Below are 21,541 nucleotides of genomic sequence, written 5' to 3' on the forward strand. Positions count from 1 at the left end.
GAGTCCAACTGGCGGAAGGCGATCGTGACGTTAGGTGTCGCGGCGGGATTCGTGTCTCTGTACCAAACCACCGCGCCCGATTCCCGGACCGCCGCCAGCGAGACCTCGATCGTCGAAACCACGGTGCTGCCACAGGCCGGCTCGCGGATGGAGTTCACGGCCACGGCGTACTGTAAGGGCCAGACGACCGCCTCGGGCGTGGGCGTGAGAACCGGCGTAGCGGCGGCCGACCCGGCGCTGTTGCCGGTCGGGAGCGTCGTGAGGCTCGAAACGCCGAATCCCCGGTACAGCGGCGTCTGGACGGTGATGGATACCGGTCCGGCGGTCCGCGGACGTACGGTCGATCTCTATCTGTGGAGTTGCAAGGAGGCGCTGGTCTTCGGCCGGCGTCCGGTCAGGCTGACCGTACTGCGCCTCGGGTGGAACCCGCAGAATAGCATTCCAGGTATGGTGGATACGCTGTTCCGGAAACGCGAGGCCGAGTCGAAGCGCCCGGTGGCGCCGGCCGAGGCCCCGGCTCCGGCCGCTCCGGCCCCCACGATCCCCTCCCCAGAAGGCACTCGGCAAGACTGAAGCGGCGGCCTGGCACCCTGGCACCCTGGCACCCGCGTCGGGCATCTGACCGACCTATTTACAATCTCTGACGCTCCACGCGCGCGGGAGGCTGATATTATCTCGCCCCATGCATGCCTTGTATGTGTTGCTCCCCGCGTTGTGCATTTTTGCCATCGCGTATCGCTACTACAGCGCGTTTCTGGCCACCAAGATCTGGATGCTGGACGACGCCCGCAAGACTCCAGCCCATACCAAGTTCGATGGCGCGAACTATTACCCCACTACCAAGTGGGTGATGTTTGGCCATCACTTCGCCGCCATCACCGGGGCGGGACCGCTCGTCGGCCCCATGCTGGCCGCGCAGTTCGGCTATGCCCCCGGCTTCATCTGGCTGGTGGCCGGGTGCTGTATTGCCGGCGCGGTGCACGATTCGATGATCCTGTGGGCGTCAACCCGCCGCGGCGGCAAGTCGCTGCCCGACATCATCAAGCAGGAGATCAGCCCGACCATCGGCCTGGTCTCCGCGGTCACGATCATCTTCATTCTGATCGTGGCGCTCGCCGGACTGGGCGTCGCGTTCGTGAACGCCCTCGCCGACAGCGTGTGGGGCACGTTCACGGTGGCCATGACCATCCCGCTCGGCATGTTCATGGGCTTCTGGATGTATGTGTGGCGCAAGGGCAGGATCCAGGAAGCCACCATCCTTGGCGTGATTGGCCTGCTGGTCGCGTTGTGGGCCGGCGAACCCATTAGCCGGTCCGATTCGTGGTTCGCGAGCCTGTTCCACCTGTCGCGCACCGAGATCGTGGTCGCCCTGGGCGTCTACGGCTTCGCCGCGTCGATGCTGCCGGTGTGGCTGCTGCTCTCACCCCGCGGCTACCTCAGCTCGTTCACCAAGATCGGCACCATCTTCCTGCTGGCCATCGGCGTGATCATCGTCAATCCCGAATTGAAGATGCCGGCGCTCAGCGAGTTCGCGGGTGGCGGCGGCCCCATCATCCCGGGTCCGCTGTTCCCGTTCTGCTTCATCACCATTGCGTGCGGCGCCATCTCGGGCTTCCACTCGCTGATTAGCTCCGGCACCACGCCGAAGATGATCGACAAGGAAACCGACATTCGTCCGGTCGGCTACGGGGCCATGTTGATTGAAGGCGTGGTCGGCGTCATGGCGCTGATCGCTGCCGCGTCGATGGCTCCTGGCGACTACTTCGCCATCAACACCTCGCCCGAGGTCTACTCCAACCTGATCTTCCAGGGCCAGCAACTCTCGCCGGTGCACGTGCCCGCGGTGGAAGCCGCCGTGAACGAGACCATCGTCGGCCGCACCGGCGGCGCCGTCTCGCTGGCCGTCGGCATGGCGCTGATCTTCTCGTCGCTCCCCGGCATGGGCGCGATGATCGCCTACTGGTATCACTTCGCGATCATGTTCGAGGCGCTGTTCATCCTGACCACGATCGACTCGGGCACGCGCGTCGGCCGGTTCCTGCTGCAGGAGTTGATGGGGCGGGTGTACAAGCCGATGGCGAATCCCAACAACCTGGCCGCCGGGGCGGTCGCCACGCTGCTCATGGTCTTGTCATGGGGCTATTTCATCTACACCGGGCAGATCAATACGATCTGGCCCATGTTCGCCGTCGGCAACCAATTGCTGGGGGCCGTGGCGCTGGCAGTCGCGACCAGCATTATGGTCAACACCGGACGGCAAAAGTACCTGTGGGTGACGCTGGTGCCGCTGTCGTTCTTGTCGGTGAACACCATGTATGGCGGCTTCCTGAACGTCCGCGACAACTACTATCCGCTGGCGGTCGGCGCCAACGTGGACCGGAACATCGAAGGGTGGATTCTCACCATCTGCACCGTGGTGATGATGGGGTTGGCGGTCGTGATCCTCGGCGCCGCTGCCCAGAAGTGGGCCTCGGTGCTGAACGGCGGTCCCGTGCCGGCGACGGCCGAGGTCAACGGCTAACCCAGCCAAAACCTGCTATTCTGGCGATGCCTGCTCTCCCAGCAGGCATCGCGTCCTCCCCCAGGGCGAGCCCGTATCGGCGGGCACCGGTGAACTTGCGCTCCGTTAACGAACCAATTCGGGATTGAGACCGCTATGCGAATGTCCGTCGGCCGTGTGACTGTCATGTTCTGCCTGGGAGCCGTGGCCCTGCTGGGGTCGGCGGCCAGTGCTGCGGCGCAGTACCGTCCGCCCGCCACCGGGTCGGTTGGCGAGGAGTACCGCATCGAGGCCTCGTACGGCTGGTGGGACGCGTCGCCGTCGCTGATCGTCAACTCGGAGTCGCTGGACCTGCTGGGCACCGACGTTGACCTGATCCAGGACCTCGGCATCGAACAAAAACGGCTGGGCAAGTTCAACGTGGTGCTGCGCCCGGGCAAGAAACACCGCCTGCGGTTCGAGCGCCTGCCGATTCACTACGAAGCCGACGCCGTCGTCCAGCGTTCGTTCGTGTTCAACGGCCAGACCTTCAACGTGGGCTTGCCGGTGCAGACCATCGCCAAATTCGACACCTATCGTTTCGGTTACGAGTACGACTTCATCTACCGGTCGAAGGGATTCATCGGCGCGCTGCTGGAGCTGAAGTACAACACCGTGGACATCGAATTGAACAGCCCGATCGGCTCAGAGTTCACCAGGGCCACCGCCCCCATTCCCACGGTCGGCATGATCGCGCGCGGGTATCCGACCCCGAAGCTGGCCATCACTGGCGAATTCTCGCTGTTTCGCACGCCCGAGAGCCTGGCCACCCAGCTGGACGGCCGCGGCACGTACACCGATTACGACTTCAACGCCACCTACAACTTCAACCGCTACGTCGGCGTGCAGGCGGGCTACCGGAAAGTGGACATCTTCTACGACGTCGAACTCGATAGCGGCACGTTGAAGTTCAGCGGGATCTACTTCGGCAGCGTGATCCGGTATTAAGAAAACAGGAGATAAAGAAATCAGGAGCTGTTTTTCTCCTGATCTTCTTGTCTCCTGTTGATCTCTCAGCCCGGTTTCCGGGCTAAGCACATCAGCGAGCTGCCGATCGGCATGTTGACGACGCGCAGGGCGAGCGCCTCGAGTGACACCAGCGCGGTCAGCGCGAGGTTGATCGGCGCCGCCGGCACGGTAATCTCACCTTCGCCGGCTGCCACCGCGCCGCCGGCGGCCGTCAGCCGGTGCCACATGCGCACCGGCAGCATGATGGGCAGCAGGCTGGCGTGGTCGAACGTGAGCCGGTCGATGCGGAAGCCGGCGCGCTCGACCACCATTCGCAGCCGCGACGGCGTGTAGCGGCGCACCTCCTCCGACAGCACCGAGTGGCGGCCGTGAAGGATCTCGAGCGCCGCCACGTGCAGCAGCAGCCAGCCGCCAGGTCTCAGCACCCTCCACATCTCGGCGATCGCGTCACGCTCCACCGGATCCGGCAGGCACTGGAACACATCGAACGCGGTCACCAGGTCGAACGCGCCGGAGGCGAACGGAATCTGCGCGATGCTGGCCTGGGCCACGCGGTGACCGTGCTCACGGGCGAACGCCGGCCCGATGCCGGTCAGATCGAACCCTACCGCGCGCCCGTACGGGCGCAGCATCTCGAGGTTCGAGCCCGTGCCGCAGCCGCAGTCGAGAATGCGCGGCGATGCCACGCCGGCGGTGGCGCGTGCCAGTGCCGGTTGCATGTATTGCCGGAAGCCGCGGAACCAGAAGTGCGACTGCTCCGCGCGATAAGTGAGTTCGAGTAAGCGATCCACTGGGGAAAAGGGCGGCAACTGGCATGCTACCATAGCAATCTCATGCATCTTCGGGGTGTGTCTGAGGCGGCAGCGGTCGGGCTCGCCGCCATCCTGCTGGCGTGCGTGTTCACCTACCCGTACGCGCTCGATCTCAGTAGCGGCGGACGCATTGATACCAATGACGGCCGCTGGAGCATCTGGGTCGTCACCTGGGTCGCGCATGCCCTGACCTCGAACCCCCTGGGCGTCTACCAGGCCAACATCTTTCATCCGCACCAGAACGCGCTGGCGTTTTCCGAGGGCAACCTGGTCGGGGGCGTCATGGGCATTCCGGCGTGGCTGCTGACGCACAACCCGTACGTCACGCACAACTTCATGTTCATCCTGTCGTTCGTCGTCTCGACGATCGCCACCTACTACCTGGTGCGCCACCTCACCGGCGACCGGCGGGCGGCGGCCGTGGCCGGACTCCTGTTCGCCTATTGCCCCTACGTGTTCGCCCGCCAGGCTCACAGCCAGCTGCTGCTGATTGGATTCATCCCGTGGGCGATGCTGGCGTTCCATCGCTTCATCGACCGCCGGTCGGTTCCGCGAGCCATCGAGTTGGGCGTGGTGCTGTGGCTCACGGGCCTGGCCTGCGCCTACTACGGCCTCTTCGCCGGCGGCATGGTCGCGGCCGGCAGCATCCTGCTGTCGATCACGAGAGGCCACTGGCGCGAACCACGCTATTGGATGTTGGTCACGCTGGCGGCCGCCGTGTGCGTCGGCCTGACCACGCCGTTATTCGTGCCGTATTTGGAGGTTCAACAGGAGGCCGGCTTCGCGCGCTCGCTGAACGATGCGCGCGCCTACTCGGCCAACCTGGGTGCCTGGCTGGCCTCGTCCTCGTGGCTGCACCGCTGGCTGGTGCCGTACCTGCAACCGCCCTACATGCAGAGCTTCAGCGAAGTGCTCTTTCCGGGCGTGCTCGCCGTGGTGCTTGGCGGCTGGGGCGCGTGGCTCGGCCTGCGCCAGTCGGGCGCACATTCTGATGTGGCGTCCGGCTTTAGCCGGACCATCCCTCGCGACATCATCTGGATGTACGTGGGAATCGCCGGCATCGCCTTCTGGACGGCGTTCGGCCCCAAGGCGGGCCTCTACACGCTGCTCTACCACACCGTACCGGTGTTCTCGTTTCTGCGGGCACCGTCGCGGACGGGCATCGTCGTCACCCTCTGCCTGGTCGTGCTGGCCGCTCCGGCCTTGATGAAACTGATGAGTGGGCGCAGGGCCACCCTCGCCTTCGCCGCCTTGCTCTTGCTGGCGACCGGCGACTTGTATCGGGCGCCGTTGCGCACGCGCGAAGCCCCGCCGTTGCCCCGCGTCTACAAGACGCTGGCGCTGCTGCCGCGGGGACCGGTGATCGAGTTCCCCTTCTGGGCCGACCGCCCGTCTTATCCACGCCACGCCGAGTACATGCTCACCTCGACGGCGCACTGGCAGCCGCTGATCAACGGCTACAGCGATCACATCCCCCAGGACTTCCGCGACACGGCTGTGCCGCTGAACACATTCCCCAGCCCCGAGGCGTTTGCCATTCTCGAGCCGCTCGGGGCGCGATATGCGGTGTTCCACCTCAACCTGATGCCTCGGCAAGTCCTCGCGCCGCTGATCGAACGACTGGAGGTGACCTATCGGGGCTACCTGCGCCCGATCGACAAGGACGGCGACGCCTGGCTCTTCGAAATCGTCGACTGGCCGCGCTAGGCCACCGATTCACACCGATTAGACACCGACACTCGGATGCGCTGCCAGCCGCTACAGGTTCGCCAGGCGCCGGTCGGCTTCGAGCAACGTGTCGTTTCGCTTCGAGAAGCAGAACCGAACCGTCTGCGGCGCCGACGCGGGATCGCTGTAGAAGCTGCTGCCGGGGATGGTCGCCACGCCGATATCTTTGACCAGGTGGAGGGCGAACTCAGTGTCACTCGTGAATCCAAACGGGACGACATCGGCAATCGTGTAGTACGCGCCGCCGGGCCGGTAGCTCGTGAAGCCGTGCCGCGCCAGAATCTCCAGCATCATGTCGCGCTTCGCCTGGTAATCGGCCGCCAACGCCACGTAGGACTCTGGCGGCATCGACAGCGCCACCACTCCAGCGTCCATGAACGGCGTGGGGGCCGCCACGGTCAGGAAGTCGTGGATCTTGCGGATGCCGCCGGTCAGCGCGGCCGGGGCAATCGCCCAGCCAATGCGCCAACCGGTCACGCTGTAGGTCTTCGAGAGTCCGCTCGTGACGACCGTGCGGGCGGCCATGCCCGGCAGCGACGCGATCGTGACGTGCGGCCGCGAGTCGAACACGATGCGCTCGTAGATCTCGTCCGAGATCGCCATCACGTCCCACTGCAGGCACAGGCTGGCAATGACCTCCAGCTCCGCGCGCGTGAACACCTTGCCGGTGGGGTTATTGGGCGAGTTGATTACGATGGCGCGGGTGCGGTTGGAGAAGGCGCGCTTGAGCTCGTCAGGGTCGAACGTCCAGTCGGGCGCGTGCATCCGGACAAACTTCGGCTGGGCGCCGGCCATGATCGCGTCTGGGCCGTAATTCTCATAGAACGGCTCGAAGACAATGACCTCGTCACCAGGATCGATGCAGCCCATCATCACGGCCATCATCGCCTCCGTCGAGCCGCAGCACACCGTCACCTGTTCGTCAGCAATCACCGGCACGCCGTGGCGCGCGGTGAAGTCGCCGGCGATGGCCTCGCGCAGCGCCTTGGTGCCGTACGGGGGCGCGTACTGGTTCTGCTCGCCGCGAATGGCGGCGCAGGCGGCCTCCTTCACCGCCGCCGGCGCCTCGAAATCGGGAAACCCCTGGGACAGGTTGACGGCCCCGTGCAGCACGGCGAGGCGGGTCATCTCGCCAAATACCGAATCGGCAAAGGAGGTGACGCGCTTCGCGCTACGAACTCTGGACATTAGAGGATCATAGCCGGTGGCTTACTTGCCGTAGAGAAAACGGTAGTCTTCGGCAGTACCGAGAATGCGCTTCACGTAGTTCTGCGTCTCGGGGAACGGAATGTCGTCGATGAATTCGTCCTGGGGCATCCCGGGCCGCTCGCGTTGCCACTTGGCCACGCGGCTGTCGCCGGCGTTGTAGGCCGCCAACGCGAAGTGCTCGCCGCCAAACCGGCGGATCGAGTCGGCGAAGTACTGCGTGCCCAGCCGGACGTTGACTTCGGGCTCTTGCAGCCGCTTGGTCGAAAACGGGTGCACCCCGACCTTGCGTGCCAGGCCGCGGCCGGTCGACGGCAGCACCTGCATCAGGCCAAAGGCATTGGCGTGGGACACCACCACCGGATCGAAGTTGGATTCCTGTGCGACGAGCGCGGCCAGCAAATACGGATCGAGGTTGCGTTGGGCGGCGTACTTCTGCAGCAGCGGCCAATAGTCGAGCGGGAAGATGACCCGCAGGATCTCGGCCGGCAGCGTTTCACCGCCGGCCGCCAGGTACTGCGGATACGCGCGCTTCATGGCGTTGATGCCGGCACGCACGTTGCCCAGGCGCCGGTGGGTCAATGCGATCGTCGCCTGCAACTGCGGCGAGTCGCCCCAGACGCGCTGGGCGTAGAGCAACTCGCTCATCGCCTCGGTGTTCAAGCCGGCCGCCAGCAACAGCGCAATCCGCTGAGCGGTCGGCACATTCGCCGAGGCCGGCTGCCGCTGCAGGGTCGGCTTGACCGCCGCTCCGCGTTGGCCGGCCAGGCGCTTGACGGCCAGGCGGCCGTAATACGAGTTGTGATAATCGGTCGCGGCCAGCCGCATCCGCGCCACCCCGGTCTCGGCGTCGCCGGCCTGCGCCAGCGCGCGGCCGCTCCAGTAGAGCCACGACGGCCGGTAGTCGGAACGTGGGAACTGCGCGGCGCCGCGATCGAATAACGCGGCCGCGTCCGTAAAGCGGCCCAGCCGATAGGCCCACCAGCCGGCTTTCCAGAACGCGCGCTCCGCGAAGCGCCCGGTCGGGTACTTCGCGACCACTTCGCGGAACACCACATCCGCCTCGGCGTCCTCGTTGTCCACGATGTGAGCCGACGCCAGGTTGTTCAGCACTTCGTCGGCGAACGGGCTGGCCGGGTAGCGGTTCACGAACGCGCGCGCGAGCTTGCGGTGTTCGTCCTTCAGCTTCAGGCCGCGGACGGCCGCGACCTGGTGAAAGGCCGCCTCTTCGCTGACCGGACCGGTCAGGAGGGGCGCCAGGTGACCCCCGGCCTCGCGGTAACGGCCCTCGCCGATGTCGCAGGCCGCCAGGCGCACGTCGATCCGCATGCGTTCAACGCCCGCCATGAACGGCTTGGCTGCCTCATAGGAATCGCGCGCGGCGCTCCAGCGCCGTGCCTGGAACAGCGCCTCGGCTCGGGCCAGTTCTTTCGGCGCGAGCGCCGCGTCGGCCGCCACATCCTGCTGGTCGAGTGCTTTCGCGGCCGCGGCGCCCTCGACGCTGGTCGGATAGCCGTAATAGACCTGTCGCAGGGCCTCGACCGACCGCATCGGCTGCCCGGCTTCGGCGGCGGCAAGACCCAGCCGCAGCCAGGCGACATGCGGCTTCGAAGGCTTCCGGCCAAGCAGCGTCTCGTAGACCACGACGGCGCCCTTGAAGTCCTTGCGGGCTTCGCGCGCCTCGGCCTGCCGCAGGGCCGCGTCTTCAGGCAGGTGCCCGTCAATCTTGCGGGCTGCCAGTTCGCCCAACACGCCGTCGGCCGCCTCGTAACGCTGCAGCTTTATCAAGGCGATGCCGGTGTAATACCGCGCGTAGTCGGCCAGCGGCGTCGTGGCCAGCGCCGAGGCGCTGACGAGGGGCAACGCCGCGGCCGCATTCTTGTCGTTCTCTTCGAGCAGCCGCACGCCCTTGACGAAGTTGGTGAGAGCCGGCCCCATTGACGCACCGGCGGCCGTCGCAAACCACATCGACGACAACTCCGCCGGCACCGGCGGGTGCGCAGTGGGGGCCAGCCGCTGCTGGGCGACGACCGTGACCCCGGCGATCAGCGTGACGCCGAGCACCACCGCATGAACCTTCGTGTGAACCTTCGTGAGCACCTGCGTGTGCACCCTCGTCCTAAGCCATGTTCCCGAGTAATGTCGCGTCGCCACCCGCCAGGGTCCGAATCAACTCCTGATGGAAGAAGTCAGTCTGGCTTCGCACGCCGGCCGGCACCTGTTGGTTGTAGGCCGTCCGGGCCATTTCAATCTGCGGCGCCAGGCGCGACATCAGGTTGCCCTGGCGACGGCCTTCATGGACGGCCGGCTCATGAAACAGACGAATCTCGGCCACCAATAGCCGGGCCGTGCGCCTGGCGGCGTCGACAACCCCATCGGTAATCTGGCTCATCGCGCCTGGAGGATTCGCGGCGGCGGCCGGGCCGGCGCCGTACGCCGAGGTCCCGGACCCGCTGGCCGGAGTCTGCACGCGAGGCGGAGCGGCCGCCGCGCGTTGGGTCAAGGCTTCGAGGCAGCGCCCGGCGTGGCGGGCCAGCACCTCGATCACTTCGGGCCAGCCGCTTGGCACGGCGCGTTCGTGGCCGTCGAGCGTCACCCCGTCGGCGTAGATCACGGCGACCACCCGGCCGCCGACGATCACCGGCACCGCCAGCCCCATGCGATCGGCCGGCAGGACCTCGAAACCCGGGCCCGCCGCGGCACTCTGGGTATCGCGGGTCGTCACGGCGCGGGCCGCGCCGATGGCCATGCCGATGACGCCCGATTCCGCCAGCGCCAGGTCGATGGACTTCGGCTGCATGTCGCGCGGACCAAAGCCCGACATCTTCCAGCCGTGGATGCGTTCGCCGCGCAGCACCACCACGGCGGCGCGGGCGGCCTCTCGAGCCGAGGCCAGCGCCAGCGCGTCGAGCACTTCGCTCAGCGAAGACGCGCCATCGAGACCGCGAATGCTTTCAAGCAGGCGCGTGACGCCGGCCATTTCGCTTTCGCGCTCGCGGGCCCGCGCGGCCGCGACCGCCTCTTTGACGGCAGCGGCGGCACGTGCCTCGCAGTCGGCCAGCGCCATCTTCATGCGGTCTTCGGCCATGGCCAGCCCGTCGGAGAGCTTCAGCTCCACCTCGGCTTCGACCTGTCGGCGGATCTCCCGGGCGGCCACATCGCGGTCGTCGGCGCGCGCGGTCCTAATGGCCTCGTCCATGGTGGCGCGCACCCGCGCTTCGGCGTCGGCCACCCGCGCTTGCGCGGCCTGCTCGGCTTCAGCGAATGCCGACTCGCGCGCGGCACGTGTGGCGGCATCGCGCTCTTCGGCGGCGAACTCGGCGACGTCTTTGACGAGCGAACTGAGGGCCTGATCAACGGATGATCGGACACGTTCTTCGAACGACATTTTGTTTCCCGACCCGGGGTGGGTCTTCTTGGGGACGCAGGCAGCGGCTGGGATTCGCTCGAAACGTCCGTGTGTGGGCATTATGCGGACGCGGCCGGGGCGAAGTCAAGGTGAGCGATTGCCGGAAACCGTTGAGCCACCTGAAGAAACGGGAGATCATGGTCACGTGAAACCCTGGGAGCTCCTCGCCGAGGCCCGCACGCCCGACGGGACGCTGCTCACGCTGACGCGCCGTGATACGGAACTGGTGATCATGGCGGGTGGCAAGATCCTGATGTCGAGCCGCATGCACGGCTCAGAAGAGGCCATGGCCGAGATGGCCTTCAAGCGGCTTGGCCTCCCTGGCGGAGGACAGCGGTCGCTGGACGGCGCGTGTGTGCTGGTGGGCGGCCTCGGACTGGGCTATACCCTGCGCGCCACGCTCGATCTGCTCCCGGCCGACGCCACGGTGGTCGTCGCCGAGTTGATTCCGGCGATTGTCGACTGGCATCGGGGTCCCCTGGCGGCGCTGGCCGACCGGCCCACTGACGATCCGCGCGTGCAGATTGACGTCAAGGATGTCATCGCCACCTTGCGCTCGAGCCCGGGCCGGTTCGATGCGATCCTGCTCGACATCGACAACGGCCCTGAGGCGTTCACCGAGTCCAGCAACGCCGGCTTGTACAACGACCGCGGTATTGCCGCGATCCGCGCGGCCTTGAAGCCGGGGGGCGTGCTCGCGGTCTGGTCGGCGTGGGAGGATCGGCGTTTCGAGCAGCGGCTGAAGTACGCCGGCTTCAAGGTGACAGTGGAACGGGTCCGCGCGCGCTTGAAGCGCGGCGGCCCACGCCACACGATCTTTTTGGGCATGGCCCATCCATGAGCCGCCCATCGCGCTGGGCACTGGTGCTGTTGTTGAACTTGTTCCTCGCGGCGGCCATTCAGGCCCTCGCACCGGACCAGCCGCGCCTGTCAGACCGCCAGGAGTACGAGTATGTCGGCGAGCACGGCCTTGCCGCGAACTGCCCGATGTCCGTGTACTGCTACCGGGTGCTGGTACCAGGGATGCTCACGCGGATCCCGGTCGATCCCGACGTGCGGTGGCGCGTGTACCAGTTGGTGGGCAACACGGTCGCCGGCATCCTCGTGGCCGCGATCGCAAGTCGGGTCAGTTCCGCTTGGGCGGCACCCGCCATCGCCAGCATCCTCACGCAGACGTCGTTTGGGTTCGCCTTCACCGCCTACGATCCATACACCGCCGATCCGTTGGTTTTCGTGATTAGTGCGACCCTCGCATTATGCTGGCTCGCCAACCGGCCGGCCTTCGCGTTCGCGGCCGGACTGGTCGGCGTCTTTGCCAAGGAAACGGTGGCACTCACCAGTGCGGCCACGGCGCTCGCCGCGCTCGGTGCGCGCGACCGCCCGGGCTGGCCCGCGTGGGTCGTCCAAGGCGGCATCGTCGGCGCCGTGCTGTTCGCCTTTCACTGGACCATGGATACGTACTACGGGTGGGACATGTCGGGCAATGCCGCTTCGCAATTCTCGAAGGGATCGTGGCTGGCGCTTTGGTGGTCCAGCAATCCTGGGCTGCTCCGCAAGGGGTTCTTCTTGTTTGCGCCGTTTGGGTTCGCCTGGTTCTACGCCGCCGCCGGCGTGCGGGATGCCCCGCTCACCTTGCGCCAATTGACGCTCGGCGCGCTCCTGCCATTCCTCGCCCTGAACTACGTTCAGAATCCCGAGCGGGCCTTAGCGAACACGTTCTTCGTGATAATCCCGCTCGCGACCGTCACGCTGTTGCGCGTGCCGGTGGGGCTGGCACTGACCGCAGCTCTGACCAATGGCCTGCTGACCGCGAAGGTCGGAAGTTCCTCGATTTGGCTGCCGTCGGCGGCGTACTTGGCGGCGCCGGCGGCCGCGGCCGCGGTTGGCGTGTTCTGGTTCCTGTGGGCCGAACGTCGAACCGCTCCATAACTGTCACGGAACGATTCGATTGCGGCCGCCGGCCTTCGCCCGGTACAGCGCGTCATCGGCCGCCTTGATCAATTCGGCCTCCAGCATGCCAAACGTCACCAGCATCGTGGCAATGCCAACGCTGACCGTGAGCTGGGGGCTCGTCGGCGAGGCGCGATGGGGAATCTTCAGGGCGTTCACCTTCTCCACGGCCTGTTCGGCAATATTCCTGGCGCCCGCCGCGTCGGTGCCGCCGAGAATGATCGCAAACTCCTCGCCGCCGAACCGGGTCAACAGGTCGGTCGGCCGGCGCACGGTGCCGCGCAGCGCCGCGGCCACCTGCTTCAAGCACTCGTCGCCGGCATGGTGGCCGTAGCTATCGTTGAACAGCTTGAAATGATCGATGTCGAGCAGGACCAGCGACCTGCAACTCCCCGTCCTGATGACGCACGAGGCCCACGCCCTCGGTGGAACCGCCGCCGCTGGCAAACCAGACGCTGCCGTCGGGATCTTCCCAGAACGAGTGATGAATCGATCGCACCAGGCCATCGCCATCCCCGTAGCGCCGGACGAGGCCGCCGCCGAGGCGATGCACGGCATACTCGCCGAGCCAGATGTGGCCGGCGCTGTCTTCAAACCAGTTCAGGTTGTAGGTGATCGGTCCGATGTCGAGCTTGTAAACGATGGTCTCGGTGCCACGCCGCTCGATCGCTTCGGTGGTGGTGATGCTCCACGTCGAGCCGGACTTGGCGGTAATGGTCAGGACCGCCGGCGGCGCGTCCTTGTGGCTGAAGACAAAGGCGCGGTTACGCAGGTAGAACCAGCTCTTCGACGTGCGATCTTCATCCTCGGTCTGGAACAGGAGCTCGCCCTGCGCGTCGGGCTGGATGCGCTGGATGTAGTGCCCCGGCACCTGCTGCGAGGTGTACGACGTGAACCCGCCGTCGCGATACACCGTGAGCACGCCGTCTTCCATGGTCGTGGCGTAGAGCGTGCCGTCGGTGTCGCCGTACAACCCCGTAAAGCGGTTGTTGATGATGCCCCTGGTGTTGCCGGTTCCGAAGGTGGTGAACCGGACACCGTCGAAGCGGACCAGGCCATCGAACGTGGTGAACCAGAGGTAGCCGTCCGGCGTCTGTGCGATCTGGCGCACGCCGTTCTGCGGCAGGCCGTTGTCGGTCGTCCAAGTATCGTAGCGATACTGGGCGGAGGCCTCGGCGCCGAAGCCGAAACACACCGCCAGCAGCAGGGCACTACGCGAGGGGAACCGCATCAAAGGCGCCCCTATTTTCCGTTGGATGGCAGACGATGTCGAGGACTAGCCTTCGGCGTCGGCGCTCGGGCCGTAAATGTTCGGCACCTTCGAACCCATCGCGCGCAGGTACGCGGCCAACTGCCCGCGATGGTGGATGCTGTGGTTGTTGGCGAACCCGATGTACTTCACGTTCGGCATTTCCATCATGCCGAAGAAGCTCACCGATGCGGTCAGCTGCTCGGCCGACAACGCGCGCAGCTGCGCCACTTTCCCCGGGAACGTCTTCTTGTAGAACTCAACCACGTCGCCGACGGTCTTGAACTGCGCTTCGGCCTGCTTGGCGGCCTCGGCATTGAACTCGAACTTGCCCTTCAACACGCAGTCGATGAACCAGATGTCGGCGGTCGCCAGGTGGGCGGCAATCTGCCACGCCGTGCGCGACTTGGCGTCGGGCTTGTAATCGCGGGTGTCGTCCTTCACGGCCGCCAGTACCTGGCACGTGGCGGGAAACTCGCCTTCCCACAGGCCGGCCAGTGTCTCGGCGGCGGTCTTCGCTTGTTCTGCGGTCATGTTCGCACTCCTCCCGGAAAAGAAACCGGTCAAGGCTAGCGCGATTCCGGCGCAGCCGCAATGCGAGATCGCGCCGGTGCCCACGCCATCCCTACGGATGGCGTGGGCCGAAGCGTTGAGGCGGGGCTATTTCTGGCGGCGGACGTAGGTCACGTGGGTGACCCCCGTGATCTTGCCGTCCTTGTCCATGCGGACGTACTCGTTGCTGATCGTGTTGTTGTCTTCCGACAACGTGTTGATCACCACCTGGTTCAGCACGCCGTCCCGCTTGTTGTAAATGCGGATGCTCTTGGGGTTGATGATCTCAACGGCGGTCTCAGCGCCCTTCTGGCCAGTGACCGGACGGTACACGCCGTCGAACATCGTCACGTAGCTCCAATCGGACGCCGGATTGCTGGGGTTGCTGACGGTGAGCTTGTTGCCGCCATTGTCGTGGGCCTCGTAGGTCATGACGTTGTTGGGATTGGTCGTGTTATCCCACACGCCGATCCGCGCCGTGCGCGGATCGGTGTTGTCAACTTTCTTGGCCGCGCCGGCGGCCGGGGCCTGTGCGAGCGCCGGGACCGCCGCGGCGAGGGCGGCGGTAAAGACAGCCGTGCAGACGAGCAAACATCGGTATCGCATCGATTCAATCCTTTGCGGAGGTTCTGAGGTTGTGAAAAAGCACGCTCAGCATACCGAATGCCGTCAGGACCGGCAAATGCCCGCGGGCCGCCAGCTCAAGGTGCCTCTTCCTCCGGCGGAACATTTTTTTCACTGCCGGTCTCGTCAACCGTGGGCGCGTCCGGGTTCTGCGCGTCTTCGATGGCGGCCGGGATGATGGGCGAACGGCCGGGCCCGGCTGGGATCTCGGGTCCGCGCACCTGCGCTTCCGGGAGGTTGTCCTTGCGGAAGGGCGCGTCGTTCTTGAGCCCGATCTCGAGTTTGTCTTTCCAGGTCATGTGTGTGCTCCTGCGACAACTGTTGCAGGATGCACGCCAGCGCTTCCGGCTGGATCTGGGCAGTGGCGCGCCACACATTGGCCGTTCGTTGCGCCATAGTTTGCAGGGCCGCGCGTCAAACGCCCATATTTAGTTGGCAACAAGCTTGCTATAGCCAGGGACAGCACCGCTCGACGCCCACTCTGGGCAACGACATGATCCCATCCCACCGGACGGGAGGCTTCGGCCTCCCGGCACGTCTTCTCCGCCCGGCGACAGTGACACTCGCCCGTTATGGCACGTCCAGGGTCTCTCGCAACTTCCGGGCGATGGCACTGGCGGTGAACGGCTTGGGCAAGAACGCGATGCCCGGCAACACCCCATGCTGGACGATGGCTTCGTCGGTGTAACCCGACATGTAAATCACCTTCAGGCCGGGCCGGCGTTCCAACAGCAGCTGGGCCAAGGCGGGGCCGCTCATGCCCGGCATGACCACGTCGGTCAGGATCAACTGGATCGACGGGTGCTCGTCAAACTGGTGAATGGCTTCGACCGCGCTGGCCGCGACCAGCACCGTGTAGCCGCGTCTCTCGAGCAGCCGCCGCGTCAGGTCGCGCAGGATGTCGCCATCCTCGACTACCAGGACGACCTCCGTGCCGTCGACCGACGCCGCGGTTGGCGGCGGCAACTCGACCGCCTTCTCGTCGGTGGCGACGGCGAGGGTCTTCAGCTCGACGATCTCTTGCCGGGCGTCGCCGGCCTGGTGCGATGAGGTGGCTTCCGAGTTGTGCGGAGCTGGCTGCGGATCGCTCATAGGGAAGGCTGCAGGAACGGCGGCGCGACGCGCCCCAGCTGCCAGTCTGAGCCGCCTTGGAGAACGGCGCTGTTCCGGATTGCACACTTCGAGAGCTGCGGCGACGCGAAGATGGCCTTGTTCGATTTCGTCGAGGTGTTCTATAACCAGCAGCGGCGACACTCGACGCTCGGCCAGATCAGTCCGGCGGCGTTCGAACGATCTACCCTGGAGGCTCAGGCGGCGTAGTTAACCCGTCCACGAGATCGGATCAACTCCACCTGGCGATGCGCGGGGCGGCGGCAAGGGCCATTTAGGAACTCGCGGGACATTCCGACTTGGCCACGACGCAGCGCTACATGCACTTGAGTCCGGCCGCGCTCGATGCGGCGATTCGGCTCTTGGAGACGGGCGGCGAATTCCGTGGAGGAATCGTGGAGACGGCGGGAAAATAGGGCCGTTTTGAAGGGTACCCTTCGATGCGCAATCGTCCAGCCTTCGGCTGGCCGACCGCTTACTCAGGGCATTCTCCCAGCAAAATGGCTTGCCATGAGCGAACCTTGCGGTTCGCGTGAAGCGAAGCGCAAGGTGAGTCGAATGGTGGAGGCGGCGGGAGTTGCACTGTCTAGCGCCGAAGGCGCTGACTGAACTAAACGACCGGCGCCGAACACTTCGCGAACGAAGTGAGAGAAGTGGAGGCGGCGGGAGTTGAACCCGCGTCCGAGAACACGTCGTCGCAGACCCCTACGTGCGTGTCTCCGTTCTCGTGTCGCGACCGGTTAGAAACGGAGCCAAAAGCCCCGGCCGCCATCCCCGATGTGTCTCGCTACCACGCCTCAAGGCGGAACGTGGCAGCCAGCCTACTAAATGACGATCAATCCCGAGCCGTAGGCGCTCTCAAGTTGATCGCTCACCGGTATTAAGCGGCGAGAGCGTAGTCTGCGTTCGCAGTTACGTTGTTTTTCCACGGGATTTACGAGGTGCATGGGCCTCGGCACGCGTTCCGCGATCTCGCACCCCCGTCGAAGCCAGATCGCCCCCAGGGAGAAGTAAAACCGCTAACTACCCTTCCATTCTACGCCTTTCGCCGCAGGAGCGAAAGCTCGACGGGAATCAGGTGGGAGCCCGGGCTTATTTCAGCACGAACTCCGTCCGGCAGTTCTCGTTCAGCAGCAAGCCGTCTTCCATCACGCGGATCTCGGCGTGGCCGCCGGGCAGCGGGGGTTTCAGGCTGAGCGCGACCCGCCACAGGCCCCTGGCCAGCGGCTTGCCCACGACTACGGGCCAACTGCGCTCGATCGTGCCGCCGGCCGAGCCCAATCCGAAGGTGATCGCGCGGTCGTTGATCTTCTCGGCCGAGATGAGGGTCGAGATGACGATCGGCTCGCCGCGCGTGAACTGCCGAAGCGCCGAACGCTCGCCGGCCTGCTCGAACACGAAGCCTGAACAGGTGGGCGTCTTGGCCCTCCCTTCGGGCACCACCACCGTCGCGAATGCCAGCCCTTCAGCCGCGTCCTCCCCGGCGACCTGGCCGGCTACGCGGACCTGATAGATCTTCGCGTCCACCGCGAGGCGCGCTTCGCCGATGGCACGGCCGCCTTGCGCCTTGACGGTGCCGCTCGCCCGCGCCGCCAACTTGCCCGCGGGATCGAGCGCCACCACCGTGTAGGTGACGTCGGTGCCATCCTTCAATCCCGCGCCCATTTCAAACGGCACGATGATGCCGCGGCGATTGCCTTCGCCGGCGACGGCTGACGGCGCCAGGGCAATCGGCAGGCCCGGCACCGGCATGGCCGACTCGATCAGGCTGAGCGGGGCCGCCCCCGACCCGGCCGACGGCAGGTAGACCCGCCGGTGCAGCAACGACACGCCGGGGACGCGCGTCCGCACCGACAACTTGCGGGCCCGGTCGCGGCCCGTCGACGGCGACGGCGCATAGCCGATCAGATAATAGGCGCGGTTCTCGGCGGCCACGCGTGCAAGCGCGGCGTTGGTGTCGTTCGAGAGCAAGGACCGCCCGCCCGTGGCCGTCGCCAGGTCGCGAACCACTCCCTGGTCAAACGGCTCCGGGTCGCGCTCGACGTCGCCGGCGGACGTTTGCAGTCCTCGCGGATCCACCGTGTAGATCGCCACATTCGCCGCACGCGCGCTGTTGATCAGGCGCGAAAACACCTCGTCGTCTCGTCCCGTGATGCGGCCCATCTCCACGGCGTCAAAGTAGCCCGGTGGCAGGTTGCCGCCGCGGCTGAACCACAGCACCGCCTTGCGGCGGGCCGGAATGCGGCGCAGGTGCTCGACGACGTTCAGCAGCACCCGGAAGCTTTCTCGCCCGTTCTCGCCGACGCCAAAAGTCTCAATAGCCGACTCGAGCTCGGCGAGGCTCTCGGCGGCCGAGGCCGTGCCGGCCGCAGCCGCGCCAGGCTGCTCGAGGCCGAGGGTGCGTTCGCGGCGGCCGGTCGTTCGCGCGATCGCATCAAACGCCGCCGTGCGATCGCTCGTCAGGAAGAAACCGGAATCGGTCCCGGAGCGGATGATCGCGACGTAGTCGTTGGGGAGCAGCGTTTCCTTGAAGAATCGGTCGGCCACGCGCCGCGCTTGATGCACGTCATTGACCTGCAGGCCGAGTTCGTCGAGCACCACCACGAACAACCCGCCGGGCTCGATCTCGTTCGACGCCATCCCTGGCGGCAGCGGGTTCACCGCCGAGGTGCTGGCGAGGTTGATGAACTGGAACGTCTGCACCGGCTGGGGCACGCCGTCTTCGAGCAGCTCGAAGTCATCGACCGTCAGGTTGTGGACGGGCGCGCCGTTGCTCGTGGTGGCGACGACGTCGATGGTGACGAGGTCGATGCTGGAGCGGAAGGTGGCCTGCGGCGGGGCCTGTTGTGCGGCGACGCGGCTCAGTAGAGGGGCCACGCCGGCTCCGATCAGCAGGACAGCAACCAGCACGGTTCGGCTCATAAGCCTAACTTTACTCCCAGGCGGGCTGACTCCGATCCTGGGGACTTAGAATCGCCACGCCGTCCCGATTTGTATCAGGCGCGGATGACTCGGCAGGATTCCGCGCGAGCGGTCGACCATGAACAAGCGACCGTCGAGGTTCTTGACAGCCACGAACACCGACGCGCCGCGCCGAGGCGCGCGCCAGGACACGGCCAAATTCCAGTAGGTGTGTGCGGGTATCAGCCCACGCTGCCCGTCGGGGCTGCCGGCGACCGTGTTCAGGTCGTCGGCGAACTGAGCCCCCACATATTGCGACTCGAGTTGCACGTCGACACCGAGGGCATGCCGATAGCCGGTCGTGATCGACGCGGTCGTCGTCGGCGCATAAGGCAACCGGTTGCCCCCGACATTGATGCCCGAGAATCCCGGTACGTTGCTCGTGCGAATACCGACGAACCGCGCGGTGGGAAGCCAGGTGTACGACACACGCCCGTAGAGATCGTGACGCGTGCCATGCAGCTGACGCCAGTCGGCGTCGAGGCCGCCCTCGACACCCTGATGAAGGGTCTGCCCGCCGTTGGTCAGCGCGCTGCCGATGCCGCCGGCGAGGCTGGCCGGAACGACCTGGTTTGAGTAGTCGAGGCGAAATGCCGTGCCGTGTACGCCCACAACGCCCGCCCGTAACCGGCCGCCGGCTTCGTAGTTCCAGCTCCGCTCGGGCTCCAGATCCACAGTCCCTCCGGTGTTGTTGATGATGTCTTCGGCGCGGGCCGGCGCAAACCCGCGGTGAATGCCGGCGAAGACGGTCCGGTCGACCGTCGGTCCCCAGGAGACGCCGAGGCCGGGCACGACCTCGCTCGCCGAGGTCCGGCCCGACCGGTCCAGCAGCCGGTTGGTTCGTGAGTAGCTGATCCGCTCAACGCGAGCCCCAGGGGTGATGGTCCAGTAGCCCGCCATCCATCGATGCTGCACGAATCCCGACAGCGCCTCGGTCCCGCGCACATTGTTCTCAACCAGGACACCGCGACGGGCCGCCGGGGTGTCGCCGTTCTCCTGCCGCCGATCCTGGTGCTCGCCGTGGATGCGGACGCCGAAGTCGATCTCGTGACGGACGCCGGCAACGAAATCGTGGCGCGCCCGCAGTTCGACTCCGCCCTGTCGATAACGCCGCAAGCGGCCCTCGTTGCCGCAGGTGGTGCCAAGGTTGGCCATGCCTCCGCACTGCGGATCACCGGCGTCATTCGGTCGCTGTCCGGAATTGCTCGATTGGCGCCACCAGTCCCGTGCGAAAGACGACGCATAGGCTGTGCCGCTCAACGCCACGCGCGACCACAACAGCCCACGATAGACGACGCTTGCGCCGGCGCGGTCGCCGTCGAACCGATCGTTGGTAAACGGGTTGGCACGCGGATCTCGCCGGTACTCCTCCTCGCGCAGGCCGCTGTAGGTCACCTGCGACCGCTCGCGATAGTAGTTCGCCTTGACAGCCAGCTGCGAGACGGTCCCGATGGCCCGGCTCGCCTTCGCCATCACGTCGGTCAGTTCGCTCTGGATGTTGTCGCGGGCGCCGTCGCTCTGTTTCCGCAGCGCGTGGCCGAAGACGCCCGTGTGGCCCCACGTCCCGCCGAGCGATCCGCTCGCATTCAGGTAGTCGCGATTGCCGGCAGCGACCTGAACCGCGCCCTGCGGGTGCGTCGGCGGTTCGGCCGTGATGTAGTTCACCACTCCACCGAGCGTCACAGGCCCGTGGGCGATCTGACTCGATCCCTTGAGCACCTCGACGCGTTCGAAGCGTTCAATGGGGGGATGGTAGTAGCTGGAGTTGTCCCCGTAGGGCGCGTACGACACCGGCACCCCATCCTCGAGCAGCAGCACTTTGGACGATCGCGTGGGGTTGAGCCCGCGAATACCGATGTTGGGGCGAAGACCCAGGCCTTCCTCGTCGCGTACGACCACTCCGGGCACCTTCCGCAGCGCCTCGCTGGTCGAGAACACATGCGCCGCGTCGAGGACTTCTCGCGTCAGCAGGTCGAAGCCACCGGGAAGCCGCCGCCGCATTTCCTCTGACCCGGCCAACCTGGCACCGATGACGGTGAGCTCTTCGGCCAGCCCGCCTGGTCGCAATCGCAGTTCGAGGGCGGCCAGGGGCCGCGCGTTCACCGTAATGGTGGTCTCGGTCACTGCAAAGCCGTCGTGTTGCGCCGAGATGGTGTAGTCGCCAGGCTCGGCCAGCCGCAGCACAAATTGGCCTGCCGCATCACAGACCACCGCGTCCACGACCAGGCCAGAAGACCGGCGCGCGGTGACGGCGGCTTTTGGAAGGACGGCCCCAGTAATGTCAACGACCTGGCCGGAGATGGTCGGCGGGGATTGCGCCGGCGGCGTAGCGGCACCGACGACAGCGAAGCCGCCAATGGCAAGAACCAACACCAAGACAGTCAGGGACGAACAACGCATGAGATACCTCCGGCAATTGAGGACGCTCTCAA

19 protein-coding genes and 1 other RNA gene are annotated in these 21,541 nt (G+C 66.0%); 7 read left to right on the plus strand and 13 right to left on the minus strand.

Features of this window, described 5'->3' with window-relative positions:
- Positions 1–24: 24 nt before the first annotated feature.
- From Q8T13_23005 to Q8T13_23015, 3 genes are all read left to right on the plus strand, one after another.
- Positions 25–573, plus strand: coding sequence for a 3D domain-containing protein (locus tag Q8T13_23005; GenBank protein MDP3720642.1), 549 nt, complete (start codon positions 25–27; stop codon positions 571–573).
- Positions 574–682: 109 nt separating this feature from the next.
- Positions 683–2,521, plus strand: a complete 1,839-nt coding sequence (locus tag Q8T13_23010) for a carbon starvation protein A (protein MDP3720643.1) — start codon at positions 683–685, stop codon at positions 2,519–2,521.
- 135 nt (positions 2,522–2,656) lie between these two features.
- Positions 2,657–3,487 (plus strand): hypothetical protein, encoded by an 831-nt coding sequence (locus Q8T13_23015; protein ID MDP3720644.1) that lies wholly within the window; start codon positions 2,657–2,659, stop codon positions 3,485–3,487.
- Between the two features lie 65 nt (positions 3,488–3,552).
- Here the strand turns inward: Q8T13_23015 and Q8T13_23020 are convergent, their stop codons facing one another.
- Positions 3,553–4,299: a class I SAM-dependent methyltransferase gene (locus Q8T13_23020; GenBank protein MDP3720645.1), complete on the minus strand. Its 747-nt coding sequence runs from the start codon at positions 4,297–4,299 to the stop codon at positions 3,553–3,555.
- Between the two features lie 42 nt (positions 4,300–4,341).
- Between Q8T13_23020 and Q8T13_23025 the strand changes: the two genes are divergently transcribed.
- Positions 4,342–6,027, plus strand: coding sequence for a hypothetical protein (locus Q8T13_23025; protein ID MDP3720646.1), 1,686 nt, complete (start codon positions 4,342–4,344; stop codon positions 6,025–6,027).
- Between the two features lie 51 nt (positions 6,028–6,078).
- Here the strand turns inward: Q8T13_23025 and Q8T13_23030 are convergent, their stop codons facing one another.
- Genes Q8T13_23030 through Q8T13_23040 form a run of 3 tightly spaced genes read right to left on the minus strand, consistent with a single transcriptional unit; the run spans position 6,079 to position 10,642 of the window.
- Positions 6,079–7,236 carry an aminotransferase class I/II-fold pyridoxal phosphate-dependent enzyme gene (locus tag Q8T13_23030; GenBank protein MDP3720647.1) on the minus strand — a complete coding sequence of 386 codons (1,158 nt, stop codon included), beginning with the start codon at positions 7,234–7,236 and terminating at the stop codon, positions 6,079–6,081.
- Between the two features lie 21 nt (positions 7,237–7,257).
- Positions 7,258–9,354, minus strand: a complete 2,097-nt coding sequence (locus tag Q8T13_23035; GenBank protein ID MDP3720648.1) for a transglycosylase SLT domain-containing protein — start codon at positions 9,352–9,354, stop codon at positions 7,258–7,260.
- 19 nt (positions 9,355–9,373) lie between these two features.
- Complete coding sequence (locus tag Q8T13_23040) at positions 9,374–10,642, minus strand: hypothetical protein (protein ID MDP3720649.1); 1,269 nt, start codon at positions 10,640–10,642, stop codon at positions 9,374–9,376.
- 166 nt (positions 10,643–10,808) lie between these two features.
- Between Q8T13_23040 and Q8T13_23045 the strand changes: the two genes are divergently transcribed.
- Both Q8T13_23045 and Q8T13_23050 read left to right on the plus strand, forming a co-directional pair.
- Positions 10,809–11,504 (plus strand): MnmC family methyltransferase, encoded by a 696-nt coding sequence (locus Q8T13_23045; protein ID MDP3720650.1) that lies wholly within the window; start codon positions 10,809–10,811, stop codon positions 11,502–11,504.
- Positions 11,501–12,592 (plus strand): hypothetical protein, encoded by a 1,092-nt coding sequence (locus Q8T13_23050; protein MDP3720651.1) that lies wholly within the window; start codon positions 11,501–11,503, stop codon positions 12,590–12,592. The genes Q8T13_23045 and Q8T13_23050 overlap by 4 nt, the downstream gene beginning before the upstream one ends.
- A 3-nt stretch (positions 12,593–12,595) precedes the next feature.
- On the opposite strand, the gene Q8T13_23055 is transcribed toward Q8T13_23050, so the two are convergent.
- The 6 genes from Q8T13_23055 to Q8T13_23080 form a co-directional block, all read right to left on the minus strand.
- The gene (locus Q8T13_23055) at positions 12,596–13,060 is read right to left on the minus strand and encodes a diguanylate cyclase (protein ID MDP3720652.1); all 465 of its coding nucleotides are present in this window, start codon (positions 13,058–13,060) and stop codon (positions 12,596–12,598) included.
- Entirely contained in the window at positions 12,948–13,844 is an 897-nt protein-coding gene (locus tag Q8T13_23060) for a two-component regulator propeller domain-containing protein (GenBank protein MDP3720653.1), read from the minus strand. Before Q8T13_23060 ends, Q8T13_23055 begins: the two co-directional genes overlap by 113 nt.
- A 45-nt stretch (positions 13,845–13,889) precedes the next feature.
- Positions 13,890–14,396: a DinB family protein gene (locus Q8T13_23065; GenBank protein ID MDP3720654.1), complete on the minus strand. Its 507-nt coding sequence runs from the start codon at positions 14,394–14,396 to the stop codon at positions 13,890–13,892.
- Between the two features lie 126 nt (positions 14,397–14,522).
- Complete coding sequence (locus Q8T13_23070; GenBank protein ID MDP3720655.1) at positions 14,523–15,020, minus strand: hypothetical protein; 498 nt, start codon at positions 15,018–15,020, stop codon at positions 14,523–14,525.
- Positions 15,021–15,115: 95 nt separating this feature from the next.
- Complete coding sequence (locus Q8T13_23075; protein MDP3720656.1) at positions 15,116–15,337, minus strand: hypothetical protein; 222 nt, start codon at positions 15,335–15,337, stop codon at positions 15,116–15,118.
- 271 nt (positions 15,338–15,608) lie between these two features.
- Positions 15,609–16,130, minus strand: a complete 522-nt coding sequence (locus Q8T13_23080; GenBank protein ID MDP3720657.1) for a response regulator — start codon at positions 16,128–16,130, stop codon at positions 15,609–15,611.
- Between Q8T13_23080 and Q8T13_23085 the strand changes: the two genes are divergently transcribed.
- A complete protein-coding gene (locus Q8T13_23085) occupies positions 16,104–16,358 on the plus strand; it encodes an IS3 family transposase (protein MDP3720658.1) in 255 nt (84 codons plus the stop codon). The genes Q8T13_23080 and Q8T13_23085 overlap by 27 nt on opposite strands.
- Positions 16,359–16,799: 441 nt before the next feature.
- On the opposite strand, the gene ssrA is transcribed toward Q8T13_23085, so the two are convergent.
- The 3 genes from ssrA to Q8T13_23100 all read right to left on the minus strand — a co-directional run bounded on the left by ssrA (position 16,800) and on the right by Q8T13_23100 (position 21,482).
- Positions 16,800–17,150, minus strand: a transfer-messenger RNA (tmRNA) gene (gene ssrA, locus Q8T13_23090).
- A gap of 90 nt (positions 17,151–17,240) precedes the next feature.
- Positions 17,241–19,070 (minus strand): VWA domain-containing protein, encoded by a 1,830-nt coding sequence (locus tag Q8T13_23095; protein MDP3720659.1) that lies wholly within the window; start codon positions 19,068–19,070, stop codon positions 17,241–17,243.
- A gap of 45 nt (positions 19,071–19,115) precedes the next feature.
- Entirely contained in the window at positions 19,116–21,482 is a 2,367-nt protein-coding gene (locus Q8T13_23100; GenBank protein ID MDP3720660.1) for a TonB-dependent receptor, read from the minus strand.
- Positions 21,483–21,541: the final 59 nt, after the last annotated feature.

Source organism: Acidobacteriota bacterium, assembly GCA_030697165.1.
Taxonomy (GTDB): Bacteria; Acidobacteriota; Vicinamibacteria; order Vicinamibacterales; family UBA2999; genus 12-FULL-67-14b.

Bases quoted from the DNA above. Each gene is read 5' to 3' on its own strand.
- Q8T13_23010 (MDP3720643.1), top strand. From the start codon at position 683: ATGCATGCCTTGTATGTGTTGCTCCCCGCGTTGTGCATTTTTGCCATC.
- Q8T13_23015 (MDP3720644.1), top strand. From the start codon at position 2,657: ATGCGAATGTCCGTCGGCCGTGTGACTGTCATGTTCTGCCTGGGAGCC.
- Q8T13_23025 (MDP3720646.1), top strand. From the start codon at position 4,342: ATGCATCTTCGGGGTGTGTCTGAGGCGGCAGCGGTCGGGCTCGCCGCC.
- Q8T13_23030 (MDP3720647.1), bottom strand. From the start codon at position 7,236: ATGTCCAGAGTTCGTAGCGCGAAGCGCGTCACCTCCTTTGCCGATTCG.
- Q8T13_23040 (MDP3720649.1), bottom strand. From the start codon at position 10,642: ATGTCGTTCGAAGAACGTGTCCGATCATCCGTTGATCAGGCCCTCAGT.
- Q8T13_23050 (MDP3720651.1), top strand. From the start codon at position 11,501: ATGAGCCGCCCATCGCGCTGGGCACTGGTGCTGTTGTTGAACTTGTTC.
- Q8T13_23060 (MDP3720653.1), bottom strand. From the start codon at position 13,844: ATGCGGTTCCCCTCGCGTAGTGCCCTGCTGCTGGCGGTGTGTTTCGGC.
- Q8T13_23065 (MDP3720654.1), bottom strand. From the start codon at position 14,396: ATGACCGCAGAACAAGCGAAGACCGCCGCCGAGACACTGGCCGGCCTG.
- Q8T13_23070 (MDP3720655.1), bottom strand. From the start codon at position 15,020: ATGCGATACCGATGTTTGCTCGTCTGCACGGCTGTCTTTACCGCCGCC.
- Q8T13_23075 (MDP3720656.1), bottom strand. From the start codon at position 15,337: ATGACCTGGAAAGACAAACTCGAGATCGGGCTCAAGAACGACGCGCCC.
- Q8T13_23080 (MDP3720657.1), bottom strand. From the start codon at position 16,130: ATGAGCGATCCGCAGCCAGCTCCGCACAACTCGGAAGCCACCTCATCG.
- Q8T13_23095 (MDP3720659.1), bottom strand. From the start codon at position 19,070: ATGAGCCGAACCGTGCTGGTTGCTGTCCTGCTGATCGGAGCCGGCGTG.